Source organism: Streptomyces sp. NPDC059567 (genome assembly GCF_042735655.1).
GTDB lineage: Bacteria > Actinomycetota > Actinomycetes > Streptomycetales > Streptomycetaceae > Streptomyces.
This window is the reverse complement of record NZ_JBHWBS010000062.1, coordinates 20,919-43,780: the sequence shown is the minus strand read 5'-3', so window position 1 is coordinate 43,780 and position 22,862 is coordinate 20,919. Positions and strand designations below refer to the sequence as shown.

Genomic DNA, 22,862 nt, shown 5'->3' with positions numbered 1-22,862 from the left:
GCGGGGAGGGCCCTCAGGCCCTTCCCGCCCCGGCGGCAACGTTTCTGCTCAGTTGTCCTCGTGGGCGACCGCGCGTCGCGCATCCGCGTCCAGCACGCCCCAGCTGATCAGCTGCTCGGTCAGCACCGAGGGCGACTGGTCGTAGATGACGGCGAGCGTGCGCAGGTCGTCCTGGCGGATCGACAGCACCTTGCCGTTGTAGTCGCCGCGCTGCGACTGGATCGTCGCCGCGTAGCGCTGCAGGGGGCCGGCCTTCTCCTGCGGGACGTGGGCAAGACGCTCGAGGTCGAGAACGAGCTTCGGCGGCGGCTCGGCGGCCCCGCCCGGGGTCGTGCCGGGCAGGAGCTCCTGCACCGGAACGCCGTAGAAGTCCGCAAGCTCGGCGAGGCGCTGCACCGTCACGGCGCGGTCACCGCGCTCGTACGAGCCGACGACGACGGCCTTCCAGCGGCCCTGGGACTTCTCTTCCACACCGTGGAGGGAAAGGCCCTGCTGGGTGCGGATGGCACGGAGCTTGGCCCCGAGCTGCTTTGCGTATTCGCTGGACATATAGCTCCCCGGACGCTGGACGCTGTAGACAACGTGCGGCTCCGCCGCGTGGCTGGTAACTCACTGTGAGGTTACGCAGCGTTACTCTTTCCCGTCAAGCCGAACGGTCCGTACCGCCCCCTCCCGGGGGACGGCGCCCGGGGTGGCGGCAGGGTGGTGAGCTGGGCGGTCACCCGCCCCTGGTAGAGTCGGTGGCGCAATTCCGACGTCCTTTAAGGTCCGTCCCGTGAGGCGGAGAAGGAGGTCCGTTTCATATGGACGCACAGCAGCAGACCGATGCCGCACGGCCCGTTCTCGAGGGCCCCGACATCGCGCGGGTACTGACCCGCATCGCCCACGAGATCGTCGAGCGCGCCAAGGGCGCGGACGACGTGGTTCTCCTCGGCATTCCCACGCGTGGCGTCTTCCTCGCCCGCCGACTGGCCGACAAGCTCGCCGAGATCACCGGACGCACCATCCCGGTCGGCTCGCTCGACATCACCATGTACCGCGACGACCTGCGGATGAAGCCCGCGCGCGCCATCGGCCGCACCGAGATCCCCGGTGACGGCATCGACGGCCGCCTGGTCGTCCTCGTCGACGACGTGCTCTTCTCCGGCCGCACGATCCGCGCCGCGCTCGACGCGCTCGGCGACATCGGCCGCCCTCGCGCCGTCCAGCTCGCGGTCCTCGTCGACCGAGGCCACCGCGAACTCCCGATCCGCGCCGACTACGTCGGCAAGAACCTCCCCACGTCGCTGCGGGAGACGGTCAAGGTCCAGCTCGCCGAAGAGGACGGTCGCGACACCGTCCTGCTCGGCAGCAAGCCCTCCTCCTAGCCGTACCGGCACCCCGACGGGTCCAGGGCACACCCCTGCGTGCCCGCACGCCCTCACACCTCGCCACCACGGAGCGAAACCCGATGATGCGTCACCTCATCTCGGCCGCCGACCTCACCCGCGACGACGCCGTCCTCATCCTCGACACCGCCGAGGAGATGGCCCGGGTGGCCGACCGGCCGATCAAGAAGCTGCCCACCCTGCGCGGCCGAACGATCTGCAACCTGTTCTTCGAGGACTCCACCCGCACCCGGATCTCCTTCGAGGCCGCCGAGAAGCGCCTCTCCGCCGACGTGATCAACTTCGCGGCCAAGGGCTCCAGCGTCTCCAAGGGCGAGTCCCTCAAGGACACTGCCCAGACCCTGGAGGCGATGGGCGTCGACGCCGTCGTCATCCGCCACAGCGCCTCCGGCGCGCCCTACCGGCTCGCCACCTCCGGCTGGATCGACGCGCCCGTCATCAACGCCGGCGACGGCACCCACCAGCACCCCACCCAGGCCCTGCTGGACGCCTTCACCATGCGCCGCCGCCTCGTCGGCCGCGACGCCGGCCTCGGCCAGGACCTCGCGGGCAAGCGCATCACCCTCGTGGGCGACGTCCTGCACAGCCGGGTCGCCCGCTCGAACGTCGACCTGCTCCACACCCTCGGCGCCGAGGTCACCCTGGTGGCCCCGCCCACGCTGGTCCCGGTCGGCGTCGAGACCTGGCCCTGCGCCGTCAGCTACGACCTCGACAGCGTGCTGCCCAAGTCCGACGCGGTGATGATGCTGCGTGTGCAGCGTGAGCGGATGAACGCGGCCTTCTTCCCGACCGAGCGCGAGTACTCGCGTCGGTACGGGCTCGACGGCGAGCGGATGGCGAAGATGCCCGAGCACGCCATCGTCATGCACCCCGGCCCCATGGTCCGCGGCATGGAGATCACCGCCGAGGTCGCCGACTCCGACCGCTGCACGGTCGTCGAGCAGGTCGCCAACGGCGTCTCCATCCGGATGGCCGTTCTCTACCTGCTGCTCGGTGGTTCCGAGCCCGCCGCCACTGTCACCCGTACCGAGGAGAGCAAGTAACCATGAGCAAGATCCTGATCCGCGGTGCGAAGGTCCTCGGCGGCGAGGCCCAGGACGTCCTGATCGACGGCGAGACCATCGCCGCGGTCGGTGCGGGCCTGTCGGCCGAGGGCGCGACGGTCGTCGAGGCCGATGGGCAGATCCTCCTGCCCGGTCTCGTCGACCTCCACACCCACCTGCGCGAGCCCGGCCGCGAGGACTCCGAGACCGTCCTCACCGGCACCCGCGCCGCCGCCTCCGGCGGCTACACGGCCGTCTTCGCCATGGCCAACACCTTCCCGGTCGCCGACACCGCCGGCGTCGTCGAGCAGGTCTACCGGCTCGGCAAGGAGTCCGGATACTGCGACGTGCAGCCCATCGGCGCCGTCACCGTCGGCCTGGAGGGCAAGAAGCTCGCCGAGCTCGGCGCCATGCACGACTCCGCCGCCGGCGTCACCGTCTTCTCCGACGACGGCAAGTGCGTCGACGACGCCGTGATCATGCGCCGCGCCCTGGAGTACGTGAAGGCCTTCGGCGGCGTCGTCGCCCAGCACGCCCAGGAGCCCCGCCTCACCGAGGGCGCCCAGATGAACGAGGGCATCGTCTCCGCCGAGCTCGGTCTCGGCGGCTGGCCGGCCGTCGCCGAGGAGTCGATCATCGCCCGCGACGTCCTCCTCGCCGAGCACGTCGGCTCCCGCGTCCACATCTGCCACCTCTCCACCGCCGGCTCCGTCGAGATCGTCCGCTGGGCCAAGTCCCGCGGCATCGACGTCACCGCCGAGGTCACCCCGCACCACCTCCTCCTCACCGACGAGATGGTCCGGAGCTACAACCCGGTCTACAAGGTCAACCCGCCGCTGCGCACCGAGCGTGACGTCATGGCGCTCCGCGAGGCCCTCGCCGACGGCACCATCGACATCGTCGCCACCGACCACGCCCCGCACCCTCATGAGGACAAGGACTGCGAGTGGGCCGCGGCGGCCATGGGCATGGTCGGCCTGGAGACCGCGCTCTCCGTCGTCCAGCAGACGATGGTCGAGACCGGACTGCTCGACTGGGCCGGCGTCGCCGACCGCATGTCCGTCAAGCCCGCGCAGATCGGGCAGGCCACGGGCCACGGACGCCCCGTCTCGGCAGGTGAGCCCGCGAACCTGACGCTGGTCGATCCGGCATACCGTGGTCTCGTGGACCCCGCGGGCTTCGCCTCCCGCAGCCGCAACACCCCCTACGAGGGCCGCGAGCTGCCGGGACGCATCACCCACACCTTCCTGCGGGGCCGTGCGACGGTCGTGGACGGGAAGCTGGCGTGACATCACTCATCGAATTCGCCGCCGAGGCTGAGAAGAAGTCGGCCGAGGTGACCGACTGGGCCGGACGGCTCGGCTGGGTCGCCGGGCTCCTGCTCTTCATCGCCTTCGTCTACTGGCTGATGCGCCAGGGATGGAAGTGGCGCGGCAGCCTCCAGTCGGACCTCCCCGAGCTCCCCGGCGCGCCGGAAACGCCCGGCGAGGCGAAACTGGCCCTCAGCGGGCGCTACCACGGCTCGACGACCGCCGGGCAGTGGCTCGACAGGATCGTCGCCCACGGTCTGGGCACCCGCAGCCGCGTCGAGCTCACCCTCACCGATGCCGGGATCGAGGTCGTACGCCCCGGGGCGAACGACTTCTTCATCCCCGCCGCCGCGCTGCGCGAGGCCCGCCTCGACAAGGGCATCGCCGGCAAGGTCCTCGCCGAGGGCGGGCTGCTGATCGTCACCTGGGAACACGGCGAGAAGCTCCTCGACTCCGGCTTCCGGTCCGACCGCGCGGCGGAGCACGCCGCCTGGGTCGAGGCCGTCAACTCCATGAACCACGCAAGCACGACGGAAGGCACCGCACGATGACGACCTCCACAAGGGGAACCGACAAGGTTCCCGCCGTACTCGTCCTGGAGGACGGCCGCATCTTCCGCGGCCGCGCCTACGGGGCCGTGGGGGAGACCTTCGGCGAGGCCGTGTTCTCCACCGGCATGACCGGCTACCAGGAGACCCTCACCGACCCGTCGTACCACCGCCAGGTCGTCGTGATGACGGCCCCGCACGTCGGCAACACCGGCGTCAACGACGAGGACCCCGAGTCCTCCCGCATCTGGGTCTCCGGCTACGTCGTCCGCGACCCCGCCCGCGTCTCCTCCAACTGGCGCGCCAAGCGCTCCCTGGACGAGGAGCTCGCCGCCCAGGGCGTCGTCGGCATCTCCGGCATCGACACCCGCGCCCTCACCCGCCATCTGCGCGAGAGCGGCGCGATGCGCGTCGGCATCTTCTCCGGCAACGCGCTGCCCGACGAGGGCACCATGCTCGCCGAGGTCCGCCAGGCCCCCGAGATGAAGGGCGCCGACCTCTCCGCCGAGGTCGCCACCAAGGAGACGTACGTCGTCCCCGCGATCGGCACCAAGAAGTTCACCGTCGCCGCCGTCGACCTCGGCATCAAGGGCATGACCCCGCACCGGATGGCCGAGCGCGGCATCGAGGTGCACGTGCTGCCCGCCACCGCCACCGTCGAGGACGTGTACGCGGTGAACCCGGACGGCGTGTTCTTCTCCAACGGCCCGGGCGACCCGGCCACCGCCGACCACCCCGTCTCCGTCATGCGGGCGGTCCTGGAGCGCAAGACGCCGCTCTTCGGCATCTGCTTCGGCAACCAGATCCTCGGCCGCGCGCTCGGCTTCGGCACGTACAAGCTGAAGTACGGCCACCGCGGCATCAACCAGCCGGTGCAGGACCGCACCACCGGCAAGGTCGAGGTCACCGCGCACAACCACGGCTTCGCCGTCGACGCGCCCCTCGACAAGGTCTCCGAGACCCCCTACGGCCGCGCCGAGGTCTCCCACGTCTGCCTGAACGACCAGGTCGTCGAAGGCCTCCAGCTGCTCGACCAGCCGGCCTTCTCCGTCCAGTACCACCCCGAAGCGGCCGCCGGCCCGCACGACGCCGCGTACCTCTTCGACCGCTTCGTATCCCTGATGGAGGCCGAGCGTGCCTAAGCGCACCGATATCCAGTCCGTCCTGGTCATCGGCTCCGGCCCGATCGTCATCGGCCAGGCCGCCGAGTTCGACTACTCCGGCACCCAGGCCTGCCGCATCCTCAAGGCCGAGGGCCTGCGGGTGATCCTGGTCAACTCCAACCCGGCCACGATCATGACCGACCCGGAGATCGCCGACGCCACCTACGTCGAGCCGATCACCCCCGAGTTCGTCGAGAAGATCATCGCCAAGGAGCGCCCCGACGCCCTCCTGCCCACCCTCGGCGGCCAGACCGCGCTCAACACCGCGATCTCCATGCACGAGCAGGGCGTCCTCGAGAAGTACGGCGTCGAGCTCATCGGCGCCAACGTCGAGGCGATCCACAAGGGCGAGGACCGCGACCTCTTCAAGGGTGTCGTCGAGGCCGTCAAGGCCAAGATCGGGTACGGCGAGTCCGCCCGCTCGGTCATCTGCCACTCCATGGACGACGTCCTCAAGGGCGTCGAGACGCTCGGCGGCTACCCCGTCGTCGTGCGCCCCTCCTTCACCATGGGCGGCGCCGGCTCCGGCTTCGCCCACGACGAGGAGGAGCTGCGCCGCATCGCCGGTCAGGGCCTCACCCTCTCTCCCACCACCGAGGTGCTCCTGGAGGAGTCCATCCTCGGCTGGAAGGAGTACGAGCTGGAGCTGATGCGCGACAAGAACGACAACGTCGTGGTCGTCTGCTCCATCGAGAACTTCGACCCGATGGGCGTCCACACCGGTGACTCGATCACCGTCGCCCCGGCGATGACCCTCACCGACCGCGAGTACCAGCGGCTCCGCGACATCGGCATCGCGATCATCCGCGAGGTCGGCGTCGACACCGGCGGCTGCAACATCCAGTTCGCGGTCAACCCGGACGACGGCCGGATCATCGTCATCGAGATGAACCCGCGCGTCTCCCGCTCCTCCGCGCTCGCCTCCAAGGCGACCGGCTTCCCGATCGCCAAGATCGCGGCCCGTCTCGCCGTCGGCTACACGCTGGACGAGATCCCCAACGACATCACGGAGAAGACCCCGGCGTCCTTCGAGCCCACGCTCGACTACGTCGTCGTCAAGGCCCCGCGCTTCGCCTTCGAGAAGTTCCCGCAGGCCGACTCCACGCTGACCACGACCATGAAGTCGGTCGGCGAGGCCATGGCCATCGGCCGGAACTTCACCGAGGCGCTGCAGAAGGCCCTGCGCTCCCTGGAGAAGAAGGGCTCGCAGTTCACCTTCGTGGGCGAGCCCGGCGACAAGGACGAGCTGCTGCGGGACGCGGTCCGCCCGACCGACGGCCGCATCAACACCGTCATGCAGGCCATCCGCGCCGGCGCCACCCCCCAGGAGGTCTTCGACTCCACGAAGATCGACCCGTGGTTCGTCGATCAGCTCTTCCTGATCAAGGAGATCGCCGACGAGCTGGCCGGTGCCGAGAAGCTGCACCCGGAGATCCTGGCCGAGGCCAAGCGCCACGGCTTCTCCGACGCCCAGATCGCCGAGATCCGCGGCCTGCGCGAGGACGTCGTCCGCGAGGTCCGGCACGCGCTCGGCGTCCGCCCGGTCTACAAGACGGTCGACACCTGCGCCGCCGAGTTCGCCGCCAAGACCCCGTACTTCTACTCGTCCTACGACGAGGAGAGCGAGGTCGCCCCGCGCGAGAAGCCCGCGGTGATCATCCTGGGCTCCGGCCCCAACCGCATCGGCCAGGGCATCGAGTTCGACTACTCCTGCGTCCACGCCTCCTTCGCGCTCAGCGACGCGGGCTACGAGACCGTGATGGTCAACTGCAACCCGGAGACCGTCTCCACGGACTACGACACCTCCGACCGTCTGTACTTCGAGCCGCTGACGCTCGAGGACGTCCTGGAGATCGTCCACGCCGAGACGCTGGCCGGCCCCGTCGCCGGTGTCGTCGTCCAGCTCGGCGGCCAGACCCCGCTGGGTCTGTCCCAGGCGCTCAAGGACAACGGCGTCCCCGTCGTCGGCACCTCCCCGGAGGCCATCCACGCCGCCGAGGACCGCGGCGCCTTCGGCCAGGTCCTCGCCGAGGCCGGCCTCCCGGCCCCCAAGCACGGCACCGCGACGACCTTCGCCGGCGCCAAGGCCATCGCCGACGAGATCGGCTACCCCGTCCTCGTACGCCCGTCGTACGTGCTCGGCGGCCGTGGCATGGAGATCGTCTACGACGAGGCACGCCTGGAGGCGTACATCGCCGAGTCCACCGAGATCAGCCCCACCCGACCGGTCCTGGTCGACCGCTTCCTCGACGACGCCATCGAGATCGACGTCGACGCCCTCTACGACGGCCACGAGCTCTACCTCGGCGGTGTCATGGAGCACATCGAGGAGGCCGGCATCCACTCCGGCGACTCGGCCTGCGCCCTGCCCCCGATCACCCTCGGCGGCTTCGACATCAAGCGCCTGCGCACCTCCACGGAGGCCATCGCCAAGGGCGTCGGCGTCCGCGGACTGATCAACATCCAGTTCGCGATGGCCGGCGACATCCTCTACGTCCTGGAGGCCAACCCGCGCGCCTCCCGGACCGTCCCCTTCACCTCGAAGGCGACCGCCGTCCCGCTGGCGAAGGCCGCCGCCCGCATCTCGCTCGGCGCCACCATCGCCGAGCTGCGCGAAGAGGGACTGCTCCCGAAGACCGGCGACGGCGGCACCCTGCCGCTCGACGCGCCGATCTCCGTCAAGGAGGCCGTGATGCCGTGGACGCGCTTCCGCGACATCCACGGCCGCGGTGTGGACACCATCCTCGGCCCGGAGATGCGCTCCACCGGCGAGGTCATGGGCATCGACTCCGTCTTCGGCACGGCGTACGCGAAGTCGCAGGCCGGCGCCTACGGTCCGCTGCCCACCAAGGGCCGCGCCTTCATCTCCGTCGCCAACCGCGACAAGCGCTCGATGATCTTCCCGGCGCGCGAGCTGGTCGCCCACGGCTTCGAGCTGATGGCCACCTCGGGCACGGCGGAGGTGCTCAAGCGCAACGGCATCAACGCCACCATCGTGCGCAAGCAGTCCGAGGGCGAAGGCCCGAACGGCGAGAAGACGATCGTCCAGCTGATCCACGACGGCCAGGTCGACCTGATCGTCAACACCCCGTACGGCACCGGCGGCCGCCTCGACGGCTACGACATCCGTACGGCGGCGGTGGCCCGCTCCGTTCCGTGCCTCACCACGGTCCAGGCGCTCGCCGCGGCGGTCCAGGGCATCGACGCGCTCAACCACGGCGGCGTCGGCGTCCGCTCGCTCCAGGAACACGCGGAACACTTGACCGCGGCCCGCGACTAGCAACCCACGAGGGGGACACCGGAAACGGTGTCCCCCTCTTGCTGAGGACACCCACATGTACAAGTTCTTCTTCAACCTGGTCTTCAAGCGGATGGACCCGGAGCAGGCCCACCACCTCGCCTTCCGCTGGATCCGCCTCGCCGCCCGCGTTCCCGTCCTGCGCACTTTCGTCGCCGCGGTCCTCGCGCCCCGGCACAAGGAGCTGCGCACCGAGGCCCTCGGCCTGCGGATGCACGGCCCCTTCGGCCTCGCCGCCGGCTTCGACAAGAACGCCGTCGCCATCGACGGCATGTCGATGCTCGGCTTCGACCACATCGAGATCGGCACGGTCACCGGCGAGGCCCAGCCCGGCAACCCCAAGAAGCGCCTCTTCCGGCTGGTCCCGGACCGCGCCCTGATCAACCGCATGGGCTTCAACAACGAGGGCTCCGCCGTCGTCGCCGCCCGCCTCCACGCGCGCGTGCCGGTCTTCAGGACCGTCGTCGGCGTCAACATCGGCAAGACCAAGGTCGTGCCGGAGGCCGAGGCCGCCGCCGACTACGTGAAGTCCACCGAGCGCCTCGCCGCGCACGCCGACTACCTGGTCGTGAACGTCTCCTCGCCGAACACCCCCGGCCTGCGCAACCTCCAGGCCACCGAGTCGCTGCGCCCGCTGCTCACCGCGGTACGGGAAGCGGCCGACCGCACCGTCACCGACCGCCGCGTCCCGCTCCTGGTCAAGATCGCCCCCGACCTGGCCGACGAGGACGTCGACGCGGTCGCCGACCTGGCCCTGGAGCTCGGCCTCGACGGCATCATCGCCACCAACACCACCATCGCCCGCGAGGGCCTCGGTCTGAAGTCCGACCCGGCGCTGGTCAAGGAGACCGGCGGACTGTCCGGCGCGCCCGTCAAGGAGCGCTCCCTGGCGGTGCTCAGGCGCCTCCACGCGCGCGTGGGGGACCAGCTGGTCCTCGTGGGCGTCGGCGGCATCGAGAACGCCGAGGACGCCTGGCAGCGCATCCTGGCCGGTGCCACCCTGATCCAGGGTTACAGCGCCTTCATCTACGAGGGCCCGTTCTACGCCCGCGCCATCCACAAGGGCCTCGCGGCGCGCCTCGCCGCCTCCCCGTACGCCACCCTCGCCGAGGCCGTCGGCGCCGACAACCGAAAGGCCGCCGTCCAGTGACTCTCTCCTTCGGTACCCGCCTGCGCTCCGCCATGGACGAGCGCGGCCCCCTCTGCGTCGGCATCGACCCGCATGCCGCCCTGCTGGACTCCTGGGGCCTCGGCGACGACATCGCCGGCCTGGAGCGCTTCACCTTCACGGTCGTCGAGGCGCTCGCGGAGACCGTCGCCGTCTTCAAGCCGCAGTCCGCGTTCTTCGAGCGCTTCGGCTCGCGCGGTGTCGCCGTCCTGGAGCGCGCCGTCACCGAGCTGCGGGCCGCGGGCGGCCTGGTCGTGATGGACGCCAAGCGCGGCGACATCGGCTCCACGATGGCCGCCTACGCCGAGACCTTCCTCCGGAAGGACTCCCCGCTCTTCTCGGACGCCCTCACGGTCTCCCCGTACCTCGGCTACGGCTCGCTGAAGCCGGCCGTCGACCTGGCGCGGGAGTCCGGCGCGGGCCTCTTCGTCCTGGCCCTCACCTCCAACCCGGAGGGCGCGGAGGTCCAGCGGGCGGTCCGCGAGGACGGCCGCACGATCGGCGCGACCATGCTGGCCCACCTCGCGGCGGAGAACGCGGGGGAGACCCCGATGGGCTCCTTCGGCGCGGTCGTCGGCGCGACGCTCGGCGACCTGTCCTCCTTCGACCTGGACATCAACGGCCCGCTTCTGGCTCCCGGCATCGGTGCCCAGGGCGCCACCCCGGCCGATCTCCCGGCCGTCTTCGGCGCGGCGGTCCGCAACGTGGTCCCGAACGTCAGCCGGGGCGTCCTGAAGCACGGCCCGGACACCGCCGCCCTGCGGGACTCCGCCGAGCGATACGCGACGGAAATCCGCGAGGCCGTCGCCTCCTGACCCCTCGCCGGGCCAATCCGCAGGTCGGGGCCGTCTCACTCCTTGACAAGAACTTGGCTCAAAACCCGGTCGTTATGCCCGAAAAGTCCTGGTCGGTCGATGCTGACCAGGACTTTTCGCTTGTTCTCGCTGACTGGAGAGACATTGGCCGCTAGTCTCCGGGGCAGAGTCAGCGTTCAACGGTCACTACGTTGATCGTTGCTCCACTGGTGTGGGGCGACTAGGTTCCTCACCGGTCCGTATCCGACAGTTCGACATCCGAGGTGACGTAGGCGTGGCTCTTCCGCCCCTTACCCCTGAACAGCGCGCAGCCGCGCTCGAAAAGGCCGCCGCGGCTCGCCGGGAGCGGGCCGAGGTCAAGAATCGACTCAAGCACTCCGGCGCCTCCCTCCACGAGGTGATCAAGACCGGCCAGGAGAACGACGTCATCGGCAAGATGAAGGTCTCCGCGCTGCTGGAGTCGCTCCCGGGCGTGGGCAAGGTCCGCGCCAAGCAGATCATGGAGCGGCTCGGTATCTCCGAGAGCCGTCGTGTGCGCGGGCTCGGTTCCAACCAGATCGCCTCCCTGGAGCGCGAGTTCGGCAGCACCGGCGCCTGAGACGGGTCTGCCGTCCCAGGCACCCCCGTAAAGCTGGAATAATCGCTGCATGGCAGCAGAGGTACGTCCGCGGCTGACCGTGCTCTCCGGCCCCTCCGGGGTGGGCAAGAGCACGGTCGTCGCTCATATGCGCAAGGTCCACCCCGAGGTCTGGCTCTCGGTGTCGGCCACGACACGAAAGCCGCGCCCCGGCGAGAAGCACGGTGTCCAGTACTTCTTCGTCACGGACGACGAATTCGACAAGCTGGTCGCCAACGGGGAACTCCTCGAATGGGCCGAGTTCGCGGGCAACCGCTACGGCACGCCGCGTGCTGCGGTCCTGGAGCGACTGGAGGCCGGCGAGCCCGTCCTCCTGGAGATCGACCTCCAGGGCGCCCGGCAGGTCAAGGAGTCCATGCCGGACTCGCAGCTGGTCTTCCTGGCACCGCCGAGCTGGGACGAGCTGGTCCGCCGGCTCACCGGCCGCGGCACCGAGTCGCCCGAGGTCATCGAGCGCCGGCTGGAGGCCGCCAAGATCGAACTGGCCGCCGAGACGGAGTTCGACACCACCCTGGTCAACACCTCCGTCGAGGACGTGGCGCGTGAGCTGCTAGCCTTGATGAACGTTGTTTGATCTTTTTCTGATCAACTGGATCTGATCATCCCGATCAGCTCACCCAGAAGTTTCTTCGGAAGGCTAGAGCGTGTCCTCTTCCATCACCGCGCCCGAGGGCATCATCAACCCGCCGATCGACGAGCTGCTCGAGGCCACCGACTCGAAGTACAGCCTCGTGATCTACGCGGCCAAGCGCGCGCGTCAGATCAACGCGTACTACTCGCAGCTCGGCGAGGGCCTGCTCGAGTACGTCGGTCCGCTGGTGGACACCCACGTCCACGAGAAGCCGCTCTCGATCGCCCTGCGCGAGATCAACGCGGGTCTGCTGACCTCCGAGGCCATCGAGGGCCCGGCGCAGTAAGCACGTAACGCATCTCACCTCAGGCCCGGCGGAACAACCGCCGGGCCTGTGGTGTCTCATGGAGACGTACGCATCCGAGTGCGGGGAGTGGCAGTAGTGACCAAGCCGAAGGTCGTTCTGGGGGTCAGCGGCGGCATCGCCGCGTACAAGGCCTGTGAGCTGCTCCGGCGGCTGACCGAGTCGGGCCACGACGTACGTGTCGTGCCGACGGCCTCCGCCCTGAACTTCGTCGGCGCGGCAACCTGGTCCGCCCTCTCCGGCAACCCCGTCTCGACCGAGGTGTGGGAGTCCGTCCACGAGGTCCCGCACGTACGGATCGGGCAGGCCGCCGACCTCGTCGTCCTGGCCCCCGCCACCGCCGACATGCTCGCCAAGGCCGCCCACGGCCTCGCCGACGACCTCCTGACGAACACGCTGCTGACCGCCCGCTGTCCGGTCGTCTTCGCCCCGGCGATGCACACCGAGATGTGGGAGCACCCGGCCACCCAGGAGAACGTGGCCACGCTGCGCCGTCGGGGCGCCGTCGTCATCGAGCCCGCCGTCGGCCGGCTGACCGGTGTCGACACCGGCAAGGGCCGGCTGCCGGACCCGTCCGAGATCTTCGAGGTCTGCCGGCGGATCCTCGCGCGGGGCGCCGCCGCCCCCGACCTCGTCGGCCGCCACGTCGTGGTCAGCGCGGGAGGCACCCGCGAGCCCCTCGACCCGGTCCGCTACCTGGGCAACCGCTCCTCCGGCAAGCAGGGCTACGCCCTGGCCAAGGCCGCCGCGGCCCGTGGCGCCCGGGTCACCCTCGTCGAGGCCAACACCGGCATCCCGGACCCGGCCGGCGTCGACGTGGTCCACGTCGGCACCGCGATCCAGCTGCGCGAGGCCGTCCTCAAGGCGGCGGCCGACGCCGACGCCGTGGTCATGGCGGCCGCCGTCGCGGACTTCCGCCCGGCGGTCTACGCGTCGGGGAAGATCAAGAAGCGGGACGACGTCGAGGCGCCGACCGTCGAGCTGGTCCGCAACCCCGACGTCCTCGCCGAGATCTCCGCCGACCGGGCGCTTCCCGGCCAGGTGATCGTCGGCTTCGCCGCCGAGACCGACGACGTCCTCGCCAACGGCCGGGAGAAGCTCCGCCGCAAGGGCTGCGACCTGCTCGTGGTCAACGAGGTCGGGGAGCGCAAGACCTTCGGGTCCGAGGAGAACGAGGCCGTGGTGCTCGCCGCCGACGGCACCGACACGCCCGTACCGTACGGACCGAAGGAAGCCCTCGCGGAAACGGTCTGGGACCTGGTCGCACCACGCCTGCGGACCATGCCCGCGGAGAATTCCGGGGAATCCCCCGATCGTCCGGAATTCACCGCCTCGGCGGAGTGAAATCCCGAGAATCCGGTCCTCTCGGGGGATCGGAACGGGTGCTCGTGATGCGCGGGAGGCCGGAATCCATGAGCCTCCGGCTCCCACCTTGCGAGACACCTGGCCCAATGCCCGAGCACGCCCGATAGACTGGTCGCGGTACGTCGCGGGGCGCAGCCCCCTGCCGTCCGACATTGTTGAGCCAGCAGCCGCTGCAACCCCAGGGAGCATTGTGTCCCGTCGTCTGTTCACTTCGGAGTCCGTGACCGAAGGTCACCCCGACAAGATCGCTGACCAGATCAGCGACACCATTCTCGACGCGCTCCTCCGCGAGGACCCCACCTCCCGCGTCGCCGTCGAGACGCTGATCACCACCGGCCTCGTGCACGTCGCCGGTGAGGTCACCACGAAGGCGTGGGCCGACATCCCCACCCTCGTACGGAACAAGATCCTCGAGATCGGGTACGACTCCTCGAAGAAGGGCTTCGACGGCGCGTCCTGCGGCGTCTCGGTCTCCATCGGGTCGCAGTCCCCGGACATCGCGCAGGGCGTCGACACGGCGTACGAGAAGCGCGTCGAGGGCGACGAGGACGAGCTGGACAAGCAGGGCGCCGGCGACCAGGGCCTGATGTTCGGCTACGCGTCGGACGAGACCCCGGAGCTGATGCCGCTCCCGATCTACCTCGCGCACCGGCTCTCCCGCCGGCTGACCGAGGTCCGCAAGAACGGGACCATCCCGTACCTGCGCCCCGACGGCAAGACCCAGGTCACCATCGAGTACGACGGCGACAAGGCCGTCCGCCTCGACACGGTCGTGGTCTCCTCGCAGCACGCCTCCGACATCGACCTCGAGTCGCTGCTCGCGCCCGACATCCGCGAGTTCGTCGTCGAGCACGTGATCAAGCAGCTCCTGGAAGACGGCATCAAGCTGGACACCGAGGGCTACCGCCTGCTGGTCAACCCGACCGGACGCTTCGAGATCGGCGGCCCGATGGGCGACGCCGGCCTCACCGGACGCAAGATCATCATCGACACCTACGGCGGCATGGCCCGTCACGGTGGCGGCGCCTTCTCCGGCAAGGACCCGTCCAAGGTCGACCGCTCGGCCGCCTACGCCATGCGCTGGGTCGCCAAGAACGTCGTGGCCGCCGGCCTCGCCTCGCGCTGCGAGGTCCAGGTCGCGTACGCGATCGGCAAGGCGGAGCCCGTGGGCCTCTTCGTCGAGACCTTCGGCACCAACACGATCGAGACCGAGAAGATCGAGAACGCCATCGGCGAGGTCTTCGACCTCCGCCCGGCCGCGATCATCCGCGACCTCGACCTGCTCCGCCCGATCTACGCCCAGACCGCGGCGTACGGCCACTTCGGCCGCGAGCTCCCCGACTTCACCTGGGAGCGCACGGACCGCGTGGAGGCCCTGCGCAAGGCCGCCGGCCTGTAGGCGGCGACAAGGCACGATGCGGAAGCCCGGCACCCTTGGGGGAGCCGGGCTTCCGCATGTCCGGCCCAGGCCGGGTGTCAGTGCGGTCTGGTAGGTATGTGGCTGTGAGCAGCGAGAACGAGACGCCCGAGGGTGCGACCGGTGAGTCGCACGAGCAGCTCGCGCTCATTCGGGAGTCCGTACGGAAGGCGAAGGTGCCGCGGGCCAAGCCGCGGACGTGGCGTGGAGCCGCGTTGGCCAAGGAGCTGCCCGTGGCGCGGGTGGTGGTCAACAAGGGGGTGCTGCACCTCGACCAGTTCTTCGACTACGCCGTCCCCGAGGAGCTGGACGCCGTCGCACAGCCCGGGGTGCGGGTGCGGGTGCGGTTCGGGGCCGGGGCGCACCAGGTCAGGGACGGGCGGCGCGAGGGCGGACGGCTGATCGACGGATTCCTCGTCGAGCGGAAGGCCGAGTCCGACTACAAGGGCGCCCTGGCCGCGCTCGCCGACGTCGTGTCGCCCGAGCCGGTGCTGAGCGCCGAGCTCCTGGGACTCGCGCGGGCCGTCGCCGACCGGTACGCGGGGAGCCTCGCGGACGTGCTCCAGCTGGCCGTCCCGCCCCGCAGCGCCCGCGCGGAGGGCAAGGCCTCCCCGGAGCCGCTGCCGCCGCCCACCGCGCCCGAGGTGGGCACCTGGGCGCGGTACGAGCGCGGGGCGGCCTTCCTGGACGCCCTGGCCCGGGGCGGGGCCCCGCGGGCGGTCTGGAACGCCTTGCCGGGCCCGTACTGGGCCGAGGAGCTGGCCCGCGCCATGGGCGCGACGCTCGCCTCCGGCCGGGGCGCGCTCGTCGTCGTCCCCGACGGACGGGCCGCCGCGCGGGTGGACGCGGCGCTGACGGCGCTCCTGGGGCCGGGACGGCATGCGCTGCTCACGGCCGAGACCGGACCCGAGAAGCGGTACGCGCAGTGGCTCTCGGTACGGCGGGGCGCCGTACGCGCGGTCGTCGGCACGCGCGCGGCGATGTTCGCGCCCGTCCGCGACCTCGGGCTCGTCGCCATCTGGGACGACGGGGACGGCAGTCACAGCGAGCCGCATGCCCCGCAGCCCCACGCGCGTGACGTGCTGCTGCTGCGCGCCGCCCATGACAAGTGCGCCTTCCTGCTCGGCTCCACCGGCTGCACGGTCGAGGCCGCGCAGCTCGTGGAGTCCGGCTGGGCCGCGCCGCTGGTCGCCGGCCGCGACCAGGTGCGGGCGGCCGCCCCGCTCGTACGGACCGTGGGAGACACCGATCTGGCCCGCGACGAGGCCGCGCGCGCCGCGCGGCTGCCCTCGCTGGCCTGGCAGGCGGTACGGGAGGGCCTGAAGACCGGCCCGGTGCTCGTCCAGGTCCCGCGGCGGGGTTACGTACCCCGGCTGGCGTGCGAGCGCTGCCGGACCCCCGCGCGCTGCCAGCACTGCGCCGGGCCGCTGGAGGCGCCGGAGCAGCAGGAGCTGCGGTGCGGCTGGTGCGGGCGGGGAGCGCCGGACTGGCACTGCGTGGAGTGCGGTGCGACGCGGCTGCGGGCCCAGGTCGTGGGGGCGCGGCGGACGGCGGAGGAGCTGGGCCGGGCGTTCCCGGCGGTTCCGGTACGGACGTCCGGTCGTGACCACGTCCTGGACACCGTGCCCGGACGGCCCGCTCTGGTGGTCTCCACGCCGGGCGCGGAGCCGGTCGCCGAGGGCGGCTACGCGGCCGCGCTGCTCCTCGACGGCTGGGCGATGCTCGGCCGCCCCGATCTGCGCGCGGGAGAGGAGGCCCTGCGCCGCTGGATCGACGCGGCCTCGCTGGTACGGGGGCAGGGCGAGGGCGGCACGGTGGTGGTGGTCGCGGAACCCACGCTGCGGCCGGTGCAGGCGCTGGTGCGCTGGGACCCCGTCGGCCACGCCCAGCGCGAGCTGGCGGAGCGGGCGGAGCTGGGTTTCCCGCCGGTGTCCCGGATGGCGGCGGTTTCGGGCCCGGCGGAGGCGGTCGTGTCGTTCCTCGGCACCGCCGAACTCCCGGGCGACGCCGAGGTGTTGGGCCCGGTCCCGCTCCCGGTCGTCCGCGCGGGCGGCCCCCGCCGGCCGGGGGACACCCCGCCGGGGGAGCAGTGGGAGCGAGCCCTGGTCCGCGTCCCACCGGGCAACGGGGCGGCGCTGGCGGCGGCGCTGAAGAAGGCGCAGGCGGCGCGGCTGGCGCGGGGTGGGGGCGAGCCGGTGCGGGTCCGTGTGGACCCCCCGGACATCGGCTGACGCGCCCTCCCTCATGGCCTCGTCCACCCCGGTTGTGGACCCCGCACCGCCGGGGCGGTGCCCACAACCCCGCAGGGGCGAGGGTTTTCAGCCGTTGCGGGGGCTCGGGAAGGCCGGGGGGCGGGGGTCTTCGCGGAGGGGTGCGGGGGTGGGCTGCGGAGGCATCGTGCGGGCCGGCGGCACCACCGGCAGCGTGCGGGTCGTGCCCGGCTCCGCGACGCGGTCCTGCTCCACGACCGCCCCCGGCTGAGGCGCGCGGCGGGCGCCGTAGCGGCGGTGGACGGCCTGCTTCGTGACCCCGAGCGCCGAGCCCACCGCGTCCCACGAGAACCCGAGCGAGCGGTCGAAGTCGACCGCCGCCGTCACCAGGGTCTCGACACTGTCCCGCAGTTCCTGGGCGAGCCGGACGGTCGGGGCGGGCGCCCGTCCGTAGACGACGAAGCCCGTCGACGGGCCGGAGCGGCGCGGGCGGTAGACGTTGCCCAGCTGGGCCGTGAGTGTGCGCAGCGCGTCCACCTGCCGCCGGACCCGCTCGATGTCTCGCACCAACAGGTGCAGACTCGCCCGGGCTTGGGCGTCGTGGGTGGCGTGGTCGGCCATGTGAAAGCCTCTCGAACCGGCGTGTAAAGGGTGGGGCCACGAAGAGGAGAGCGGCCCGTTTCGGTCAATCTGCCTTGACCAACGCGCCACCCGTGGATTGGGTCACGGTGCGGGGGCGTACACGCATATGCGCGGGGCGCTCAGGCTCACGTACGCCCCCTCGCGCCCCGGCCTCTAGACTGGTGCGCTGCCCTCCTCCAAGCTCTCGGCTGTGCTCGAGCAGGGAGGTACCCCCACCGCCCCGAGATGCGAGGTTTCCCGAGTGAAGCTGGTCTTCGCAGGCACCCCCGAGGTCGCCGTACCCGCCCTGGACGCCCTGCTCGCCTCCGGCCGGCACGAGGTGGCCGCCGTCGTCACCCGCCCCGACGCCCCCGCGGGCCGCGGCCGGCGCCTGGTCGCGAGCCCCGTCGCCCAGCGTGCCGAGGAGGCCGGGATCGAGGTGCTCAAGCCGGCGAGGCCGCGTGACGAGGCGTTCCTCGCGCGGCTCCGCGAGATCGCCCCGGACTGCTGCCCGGTCGTGGCCTACGGTGCCCTGCTGCCCAAGGTCGCCCTCGACATCCCCGCCCGCGGCTGGGTCAACCTCCACTTCTCGCTGCTGCCGGCCTGGCGCGGCGCCGCGCCGGTGCAGCACGCCGTGATGGCGGGCGACGAGGTCACGGGCGCGTCGACGTTCCAGATCGAGGAAGGTCTCGACTCCGGTCCGGTCTACGGCGTGATCACCGAGGACGTCCGTCCCACCGACACCAGCGGCGACCTGCTGACCCGGCTCGCCTTCGCCGGCGCCGGGCTGCTCGTGGCCACGATGGACGGCATCGAGGACGGCACCCTGAAGGCCGTCCCGCAGCCGGTCGAGGGCATCACGCTGGCCCCGAAGATCCAGGTCGAGGACGCCCATGTGGACTGGAAGGCCCCGGCCCTGCGCGTGGACCGCGTCGTGCGCGGCTGCACGCCCGCCCCGGGCGCCTGGACCCTGTTCCGCGGCGAGCGCCTCAAGCTGATCCAGGCGGCGCTCGTCCCGGACCGTACCGATCTGACGCCCGGCGAGCTCGCGGTCGGCAAGAACAACGTGTACGTCGGCACCGGCTCGTACGCCGTGGAGCTGCTCTGGGTCCAGCCCCAGGGCAAGAAGCCGATGCGGGCGGCGGACTGGGCCCGTGGGGTCCGCATCGCCGCAGGAGAAGCAGTCGGCGCGTAGCGCCGTCGCGCAGGGCGGTGGTGGACGAGGGGTGGGCGAGCGGGCGGCCCGCACGGACGTAGGCTGAGAGGGTTCGACCGTCTCACTTCGTCAGCGGAGCACCTTTTGAGCGAGCAGGCCAGTCGCCGTCCCCCCAAGCCGTACCGGCGCCCCAAGAAGGATCCCGTCAGGATCCTGGCCTTCGAGGCGCTCAGGGCGGTCGACGAGCGGGACGCGTACGCGAACCTCGTGCTGCCGCCGCTGCTGAAGAAGGCCCGGGAGAAGGGCGACTTCGACGGGCGCGACGCGGCGCTCGCGACCGAGCTGGTCTACGGGACGCTGCGGCGCCAGGGGACGTACGACGCCATCGTCTCGGCCTGCATCGACCGGCCGCTGCGCGAGGTCGATCCTCCGGTCCTCGACGTGCTGTCGCTCGGCGCGCACCAGCTGCTCGGTACGCGCATCCCGAGCCACGCCGCCGTCTCGGCGAGCGTGGAGCTGGCGCGGGTGGTGCTCGGCGACGGGCGGGCCAAGTTCGTGAACGCCGTTCTGCGGAAGATCGCGCAGAACGACCTCGACACCTGGGTCGCGCAGGTCGCCCCACCGTACGAGGACGACGCCGAGGACCATCTCGCGGTCGTCCACTCGCACCCGCGCTGGGTCGTCTCCGCGCTGTGGGACGCCCTCGGCGGCGGGCGGGCCGGTATCGAGGACCTGTTGGAGGCCGACAACGAGCGGCCCGAGGTCACGCTCGTGGCCCGGCCGGGGCGCGCCACCACCGAGGAGCTCACCGGCGAGGACACGCTGCCCGGCCGCTGGTCCCCGTACGCGGTCCGGCTGGCCGAGGGCGGAGAGCCCGGCGCCATCGAGGCCGTGAAGGAGGGGCGGGCCGGCGTCCAGGACGAGGGCAGCCAGCTGGTCGCCATCGCACTGGCCAACGCGCCCCTGGAGGGCCGCGACGAGCGCTGGCTCGACGGCTGCGCGGGCCCCGGTGGCAAGGCGGCGCTGCTCGGCGCCCTCGCCGCGCAGCGAGGCGCCGCACTGCTCGCCTCCGAGAAGCAGCCGCACCGCGCCCGGCTCGTCGAGCGTGCGCTGGCCGGCAACCCCGGCCCGTACCAGGTCATCGCGGCCGACGGCACCCGTCCGCCGTGGCGTCCCGGCTCCTTCGACCGTGTCCTGATGGACGTCCCGTGCTCCGGCCTCGGCGCGCTGCGCCGCCGCCCCGAGGCGCGCTGGCGCCGTCGCCCGGAGGACATGGACGGCTTCGCCCCGCTCCAGCGCGGTCTGCTGCGCGAGGCGCTGTCGGCGGTCCGCGTCGGGGGAGTCGTCGGCTACGCGACCTGCTCGCCGCACCTGGCGGAGACCCGCGTGGTCGTCGAGGACGTCCTCAAGGGCCGCGGCGGCCCGGCCGTCGAGGCGGAATGGATCGACGTCCGCCCCCTGATGCCCGGTGTTCCCGGGCTGGGTGACGGCCCCGACGTCCAGCTGTGGCCGCATCTGCACGGCACGGACGCGATGTACCTGGCGCTGCTCCGGCGTACCGCCTGACGCCTCGCCTGGCGCGGGCGGATCGGCGCCCGTCCGGCATGTGGACGGTCGGATCGGCGGGAGCGGGCGCGGAACCGGGTCCGAATCCGGGCCGAATCCGTACCGAACCCGCGCGGATCCCGGTCCGAAACCGCTCCGCGGCAAAGAAGTGCCCAAGAACATGGCAGGCTTGGCACATGGCGCAGATCAACCCCAGCATCCTGTCCGCAGACTTCGCCCGCCTCGCCGAGGAGGCGAAGGCCGTCGAGGGTGCCGACTGGCTGCACGTCGATGTCATGGACAACCACTTCGTGCCCAATCTGACGCTCGGTGTGCCGATCGTCGAGTCGCTCAGCCGTGCGACGGGCACGCCGCTGGACTGCCACCTCATGATCGAGGACCCGGACCGCTGGGCCCCGCAGTACGTGGAGGCCGGCGCCGGGTCCGTCACCTTCCACGTGGAGGCGGCGGCCGCGCCCGTGCGGCTCGCGCGGGAGATCCGGGCGAAGGGCGCGCGGGCGTCGATGGCGCTGAAGCCCGCGACGCCCATCGAGCCGTACGAGGACCTGCTCCCCGAGCTCGACATGCTGCTGATCATGACCGTCGAGCCCGGCTTCGGCGGGCAGGCCTTCCTCGACATCATGCTCCCCAAGATCCGTCGTACCCGTGAGCTGATCGCCAAGCACGGTCTGGAGCTGTGGCTGCAGGTCGACGGCGGGGTCGCCGAATCCACCATCGAGCGCTGCGCCGAGGCGGGCGCGGACGTCTTCGTCGCCGGCTCGGCGGTCTACGGCGCCGCGGATCCGGCCGAGGCGGTCCGCTCGCTCCGTGCGAAGGCCGAATCCGCGACCGCCTCGGCGGCGTGGGCGTGTGGCCACTGAGCCTCGGCCAGATGAACGCGGTCCGTCGGAGCGTCGACAGGACCGATCAGGGCCCGCCGGATCTGACAGGATGAACGGCGAGTCCAGAGTGTGAACGACAAAAGCGGCACGGCTGGACCGCAAGAGCAGTCCGGCAGCAGCACGACAGCAGCACCTGAGCAGCGGTACGAGAACAGAGCTAAGGAGATCGCGGTGGCGGGAATCTCGGCGGGACGGTCAGCCCTGCGGATGGGACCCGCGGAGCTGGTGCAGGCGGCGGCCATGGCGCGTCGCTTCTACCTCGAGGGCAAGTCCAAGATCCAGATCGCCGAGGAGTTCGGCGTGAGCCGCTTCAAGGTGGCCCGGGTCCTGGAGACCGCCCTCGAACGCGACCTCGTACGGATCGAGATCCGCGTACCCGCGGAGCTGGACGCCGAGCGCTCCGACGCGCTCCGTGCCCGCTACGGCCTCCGTCACGCCGTCGTCGTCGAGTCCCCGGCCGAGGGCGAGGACGAGTCGCCCGACCCGGAGAACCTCGGTGAGGTCGCGGCCGACCTGCTCGGCGAGCTGGTCAACGAGGGCGACGTCCTCGGCCTGGCCTGGGGCCGCTCCACCATCCACATGGCGGCGGCCCTCGACCGGCTGCCCCCGTGCACGGTCGTGCAGCTCACGGGCGTGTACGACGCGGGGACCGCCGAGCGCGGCTCGGTCGAGGCGGTACGGCGTGCCGCCCAGGTCTCCGGCGGCGAGGCGCACCCCATCTACGCGCCGATGCTGCTGCCCGACCCCGCGACGGCGGCGGCGCTGCGGAACCAGACCGGTATCGCCCGGGCCTTCGAGTACTTCGACAAGGTCACCGTCGCCTGTGTGTCCATCGGCTCCTGGGAGCCGGGCATCTCGACCGTGCACGACATGCTCTCGGACGAGGAGCGCGCCCATTACGCCTCCCTCGGCGTCGCCGCCGAGATGTCCGCGCACCTCTTCGACGCCGAAGGGCGCCGCGTGGGGCGTGACCTGGGCGAGCGCTGCATCACGGTCGAGGCCGACAGGCTGCGCCGGATCCCCGAGGTCGTGGCGATCGCGGGCGGTCAGCGCAAGGCGGCGGCGATCGGCGCGGTGCTCCGCTCCGGGCTCGTCACCAGCCTGGTGACCGACCGTGCGGCGGCGGACTACCTCCTCACCGAGTCGGCCCCCGGCTCGCGGCCGGCGCTGGAGCGCGCGGACCCGGACGGGGTCTGACCGGAGCCGGCGGGACCGCCGGCCCTCTCGGCCCCGCCACCACCGGCCCCTCGTTCAAGACGCCCCGAACCCCGGCGGCGGGGCGGCGGCGCGGCGGGCGCCCCCCCCCCGCGCGGAGGACGGCCCCCCGGCCGCGGCCGAGGG

At 71.7% G+C, this 22,862-nt stretch carries 20 protein-coding genes; 18 read left to right on the top strand and 2 right to left on the bottom strand.

Going from position 1 to position 22,862, the window contains the following annotated elements; translation table 11 throughout:
• Positions 1–48: 48 nt before the first annotated feature.
• Positions 49–549, bottom strand: coding sequence for a transcriptional regulator BldD (gene bldD, locus ACFVZW_RS24655; protein WP_017242229.1), 501 nt, complete (start codon positions 547–549; stop codon positions 49–51).
• Between the two features lie 254 nt (positions 550–803).
• On the opposite strand from bldD, the gene pyrR reads away from it, so the two are divergent.
• The 14 genes from pyrR to ACFVZW_RS24585 all read left to right on the top strand — a co-directional run bounded on the left by pyrR (position 804) and on the right by ACFVZW_RS24585 (position 17,318).
• Positions 804–1,367 carry a bifunctional pyr operon transcriptional regulator/uracil phosphoribosyltransferase PyrR gene (gene pyrR / locus ACFVZW_RS24650; protein ID WP_376443296.1) on the top strand — a complete coding sequence of 188 codons (564 nt, stop codon included), beginning with the start codon at positions 804–806 and terminating at the stop codon, positions 1,365–1,367.
• A gap of 83 nt (positions 1,368–1,450) precedes the next feature.
• On the top strand, positions 1,451–2,431 hold the full coding sequence (locus ACFVZW_RS24645) for an aspartate carbamoyltransferase catalytic subunit (RefSeq protein ID WP_329122859.1): 981 nt from the start codon (positions 1,451–1,453) through the stop codon (positions 2,429–2,431).
• Positions 2,432–2,433: 2 nt separating this feature from the next.
• Positions 2,434–3,720: a dihydroorotase gene (locus ACFVZW_RS24640; RefSeq protein ID WP_384525040.1), complete on the top strand. Its 1,287-nt coding sequence runs from the start codon at positions 2,434–2,436 to the stop codon at positions 3,718–3,720.
• Positions 3,717–4,292 (top strand): hypothetical protein, encoded by a 576-nt coding sequence (locus ACFVZW_RS24635; RefSeq protein ID WP_384525037.1) that lies wholly within the window; start codon positions 3,717–3,719, stop codon positions 4,290–4,292. Before ACFVZW_RS24640 ends, ACFVZW_RS24635 begins: the two co-directional genes overlap by 4 nt.
• Positions 4,289–5,431, top strand: coding sequence for a glutamine-hydrolyzing carbamoyl-phosphate synthase small subunit (carA, locus tag ACFVZW_RS24630; protein WP_384525034.1), 1,143 nt, complete (start codon positions 4,289–4,291; stop codon positions 5,429–5,431). Before ACFVZW_RS24635 ends, carA begins: the two co-directional genes overlap by 4 nt.
• On the top strand, positions 5,424–8,732 hold the full coding sequence (carB, locus tag ACFVZW_RS24625; protein ID WP_384525031.1) for a carbamoyl-phosphate synthase large subunit: 3,309 nt from the start codon (positions 5,424–5,426) through the stop codon (positions 8,730–8,732). Before carA ends, carB begins: the two co-directional genes overlap by 8 nt.
• A gap of 55 nt (positions 8,733–8,787) precedes the next feature.
• On the top strand, positions 8,788–9,900 hold the full coding sequence (locus ACFVZW_RS24620) for a quinone-dependent dihydroorotate dehydrogenase (protein ID WP_384525029.1): 1,113 nt from the start codon (positions 8,788–8,790) through the stop codon (positions 9,898–9,900).
• On the top strand, positions 9,897–10,733 hold the full coding sequence (gene pyrF, locus ACFVZW_RS24615; protein ID WP_384525026.1) for an orotidine-5'-phosphate decarboxylase: 837 nt from the start codon (positions 9,897–9,899) through the stop codon (positions 10,731–10,733). The genes ACFVZW_RS24620 and pyrF overlap by 4 nt, the downstream gene beginning before the upstream one ends.
• 274 nt (positions 10,734–11,007) lie before the next feature.
• Positions 11,008–11,331 carry an integration host factor gene (locus tag ACFVZW_RS24610; protein ID WP_030204477.1) on the top strand — a complete coding sequence of 108 codons (324 nt, stop codon included), beginning with the start codon at positions 11,008–11,010 and terminating at the stop codon, positions 11,329–11,331.
• Positions 11,332–11,380: 49 nt separating this feature from the next.
• Positions 11,381–11,944: a guanylate kinase gene (gene gmk / locus ACFVZW_RS24605; protein ID WP_260231124.1), complete on the top strand. Its 564-nt coding sequence runs from the start codon at positions 11,381–11,383 to the stop codon at positions 11,942–11,944.
• A gap of 70 nt (positions 11,945–12,014) precedes the next feature.
• Entirely contained in the window at positions 12,015–12,287 is a 273-nt protein-coding gene (gene rpoZ / locus ACFVZW_RS24600; protein ID WP_005319902.1) for a DNA-directed RNA polymerase subunit omega, read from the top strand.
• 96 nt (positions 12,288–12,383) lie between these two features.
• Complete coding sequence (gene coaBC / locus ACFVZW_RS24595; RefSeq protein WP_384525020.1) at positions 12,384–13,649, top strand: bifunctional phosphopantothenoylcysteine decarboxylase/phosphopantothenate--cysteine ligase CoaBC; 1,266 nt, start codon at positions 12,384–12,386, stop codon at positions 13,647–13,649.
• 211 nt (positions 13,650–13,860) lie between these two features.
• The gene (gene metK / locus ACFVZW_RS24590) at positions 13,861–15,069 is read left to right on the top strand and encodes a methionine adenosyltransferase (protein WP_362371761.1); all 1,209 of its coding nucleotides are present in this window, start codon (positions 13,861–13,863) and stop codon (positions 15,067–15,069) included.
• Between the two features lie 104 nt (positions 15,070–15,173).
• Positions 15,174–17,318, top strand: a complete 2,145-nt coding sequence (locus ACFVZW_RS24585) for a primosomal protein N' (RefSeq protein WP_384525017.1) — start codon at positions 15,174–15,176, stop codon at positions 17,316–17,318.
• An 87-nt stretch (positions 17,319–17,405) separates the two neighbouring features.
• Here ACFVZW_RS24585 and ACFVZW_RS24580 read toward each other — a convergent pair whose 3' ends face one another.
• Complete coding sequence (locus ACFVZW_RS24580; protein WP_384525014.1) at positions 17,406–17,918, bottom strand: hypothetical protein; 513 nt, start codon at positions 17,916–17,918, stop codon at positions 17,406–17,408.
• A 262-nt stretch (positions 17,919–18,180) separates the two neighbouring features.
• Here ACFVZW_RS24580 and fmt point away from each other — a divergent pair, with 262 nt between their 5' ends.
• The 4 genes from fmt (at position 18,181) to ACFVZW_RS24560 (ending at position 22,718) form a co-directional block, all read left to right on the top strand.
• On the top strand, positions 18,181–19,113 hold the full coding sequence (fmt, locus tag ACFVZW_RS24575) for a methionyl-tRNA formyltransferase (RefSeq protein WP_384525011.1): 933 nt from the start codon (positions 18,181–18,183) through the stop codon (positions 19,111–19,113).
• A 105-nt stretch (positions 19,114–19,218) separates the two neighbouring features.
• Positions 19,219–20,640, top strand: a complete 1,422-nt coding sequence (locus ACFVZW_RS24570) for an RsmB/NOP family class I SAM-dependent RNA methyltransferase (RefSeq protein WP_384525008.1) — start codon at positions 19,219–19,221, stop codon at positions 20,638–20,640.
• Positions 20,641–20,816: 176 nt separating this feature from the next.
• Positions 20,817–21,500: a ribulose-phosphate 3-epimerase gene (gene rpe / locus ACFVZW_RS24565; RefSeq protein ID WP_384525005.1), complete on the top strand. Its 684-nt coding sequence runs from the start codon at positions 20,817–20,819 to the stop codon at positions 21,498–21,500.
• Between the two features lie 201 nt (positions 21,501–21,701).
• On the top strand, positions 21,702–22,718 hold the full coding sequence (locus ACFVZW_RS24560) for a sugar-binding transcriptional regulator (protein WP_384525047.1): 1,017 nt from the start codon (positions 21,702–21,704) through the stop codon (positions 22,716–22,718).
• The last annotated feature ends 144 nt before the right edge of the window (positions 22,719–22,862 follow it).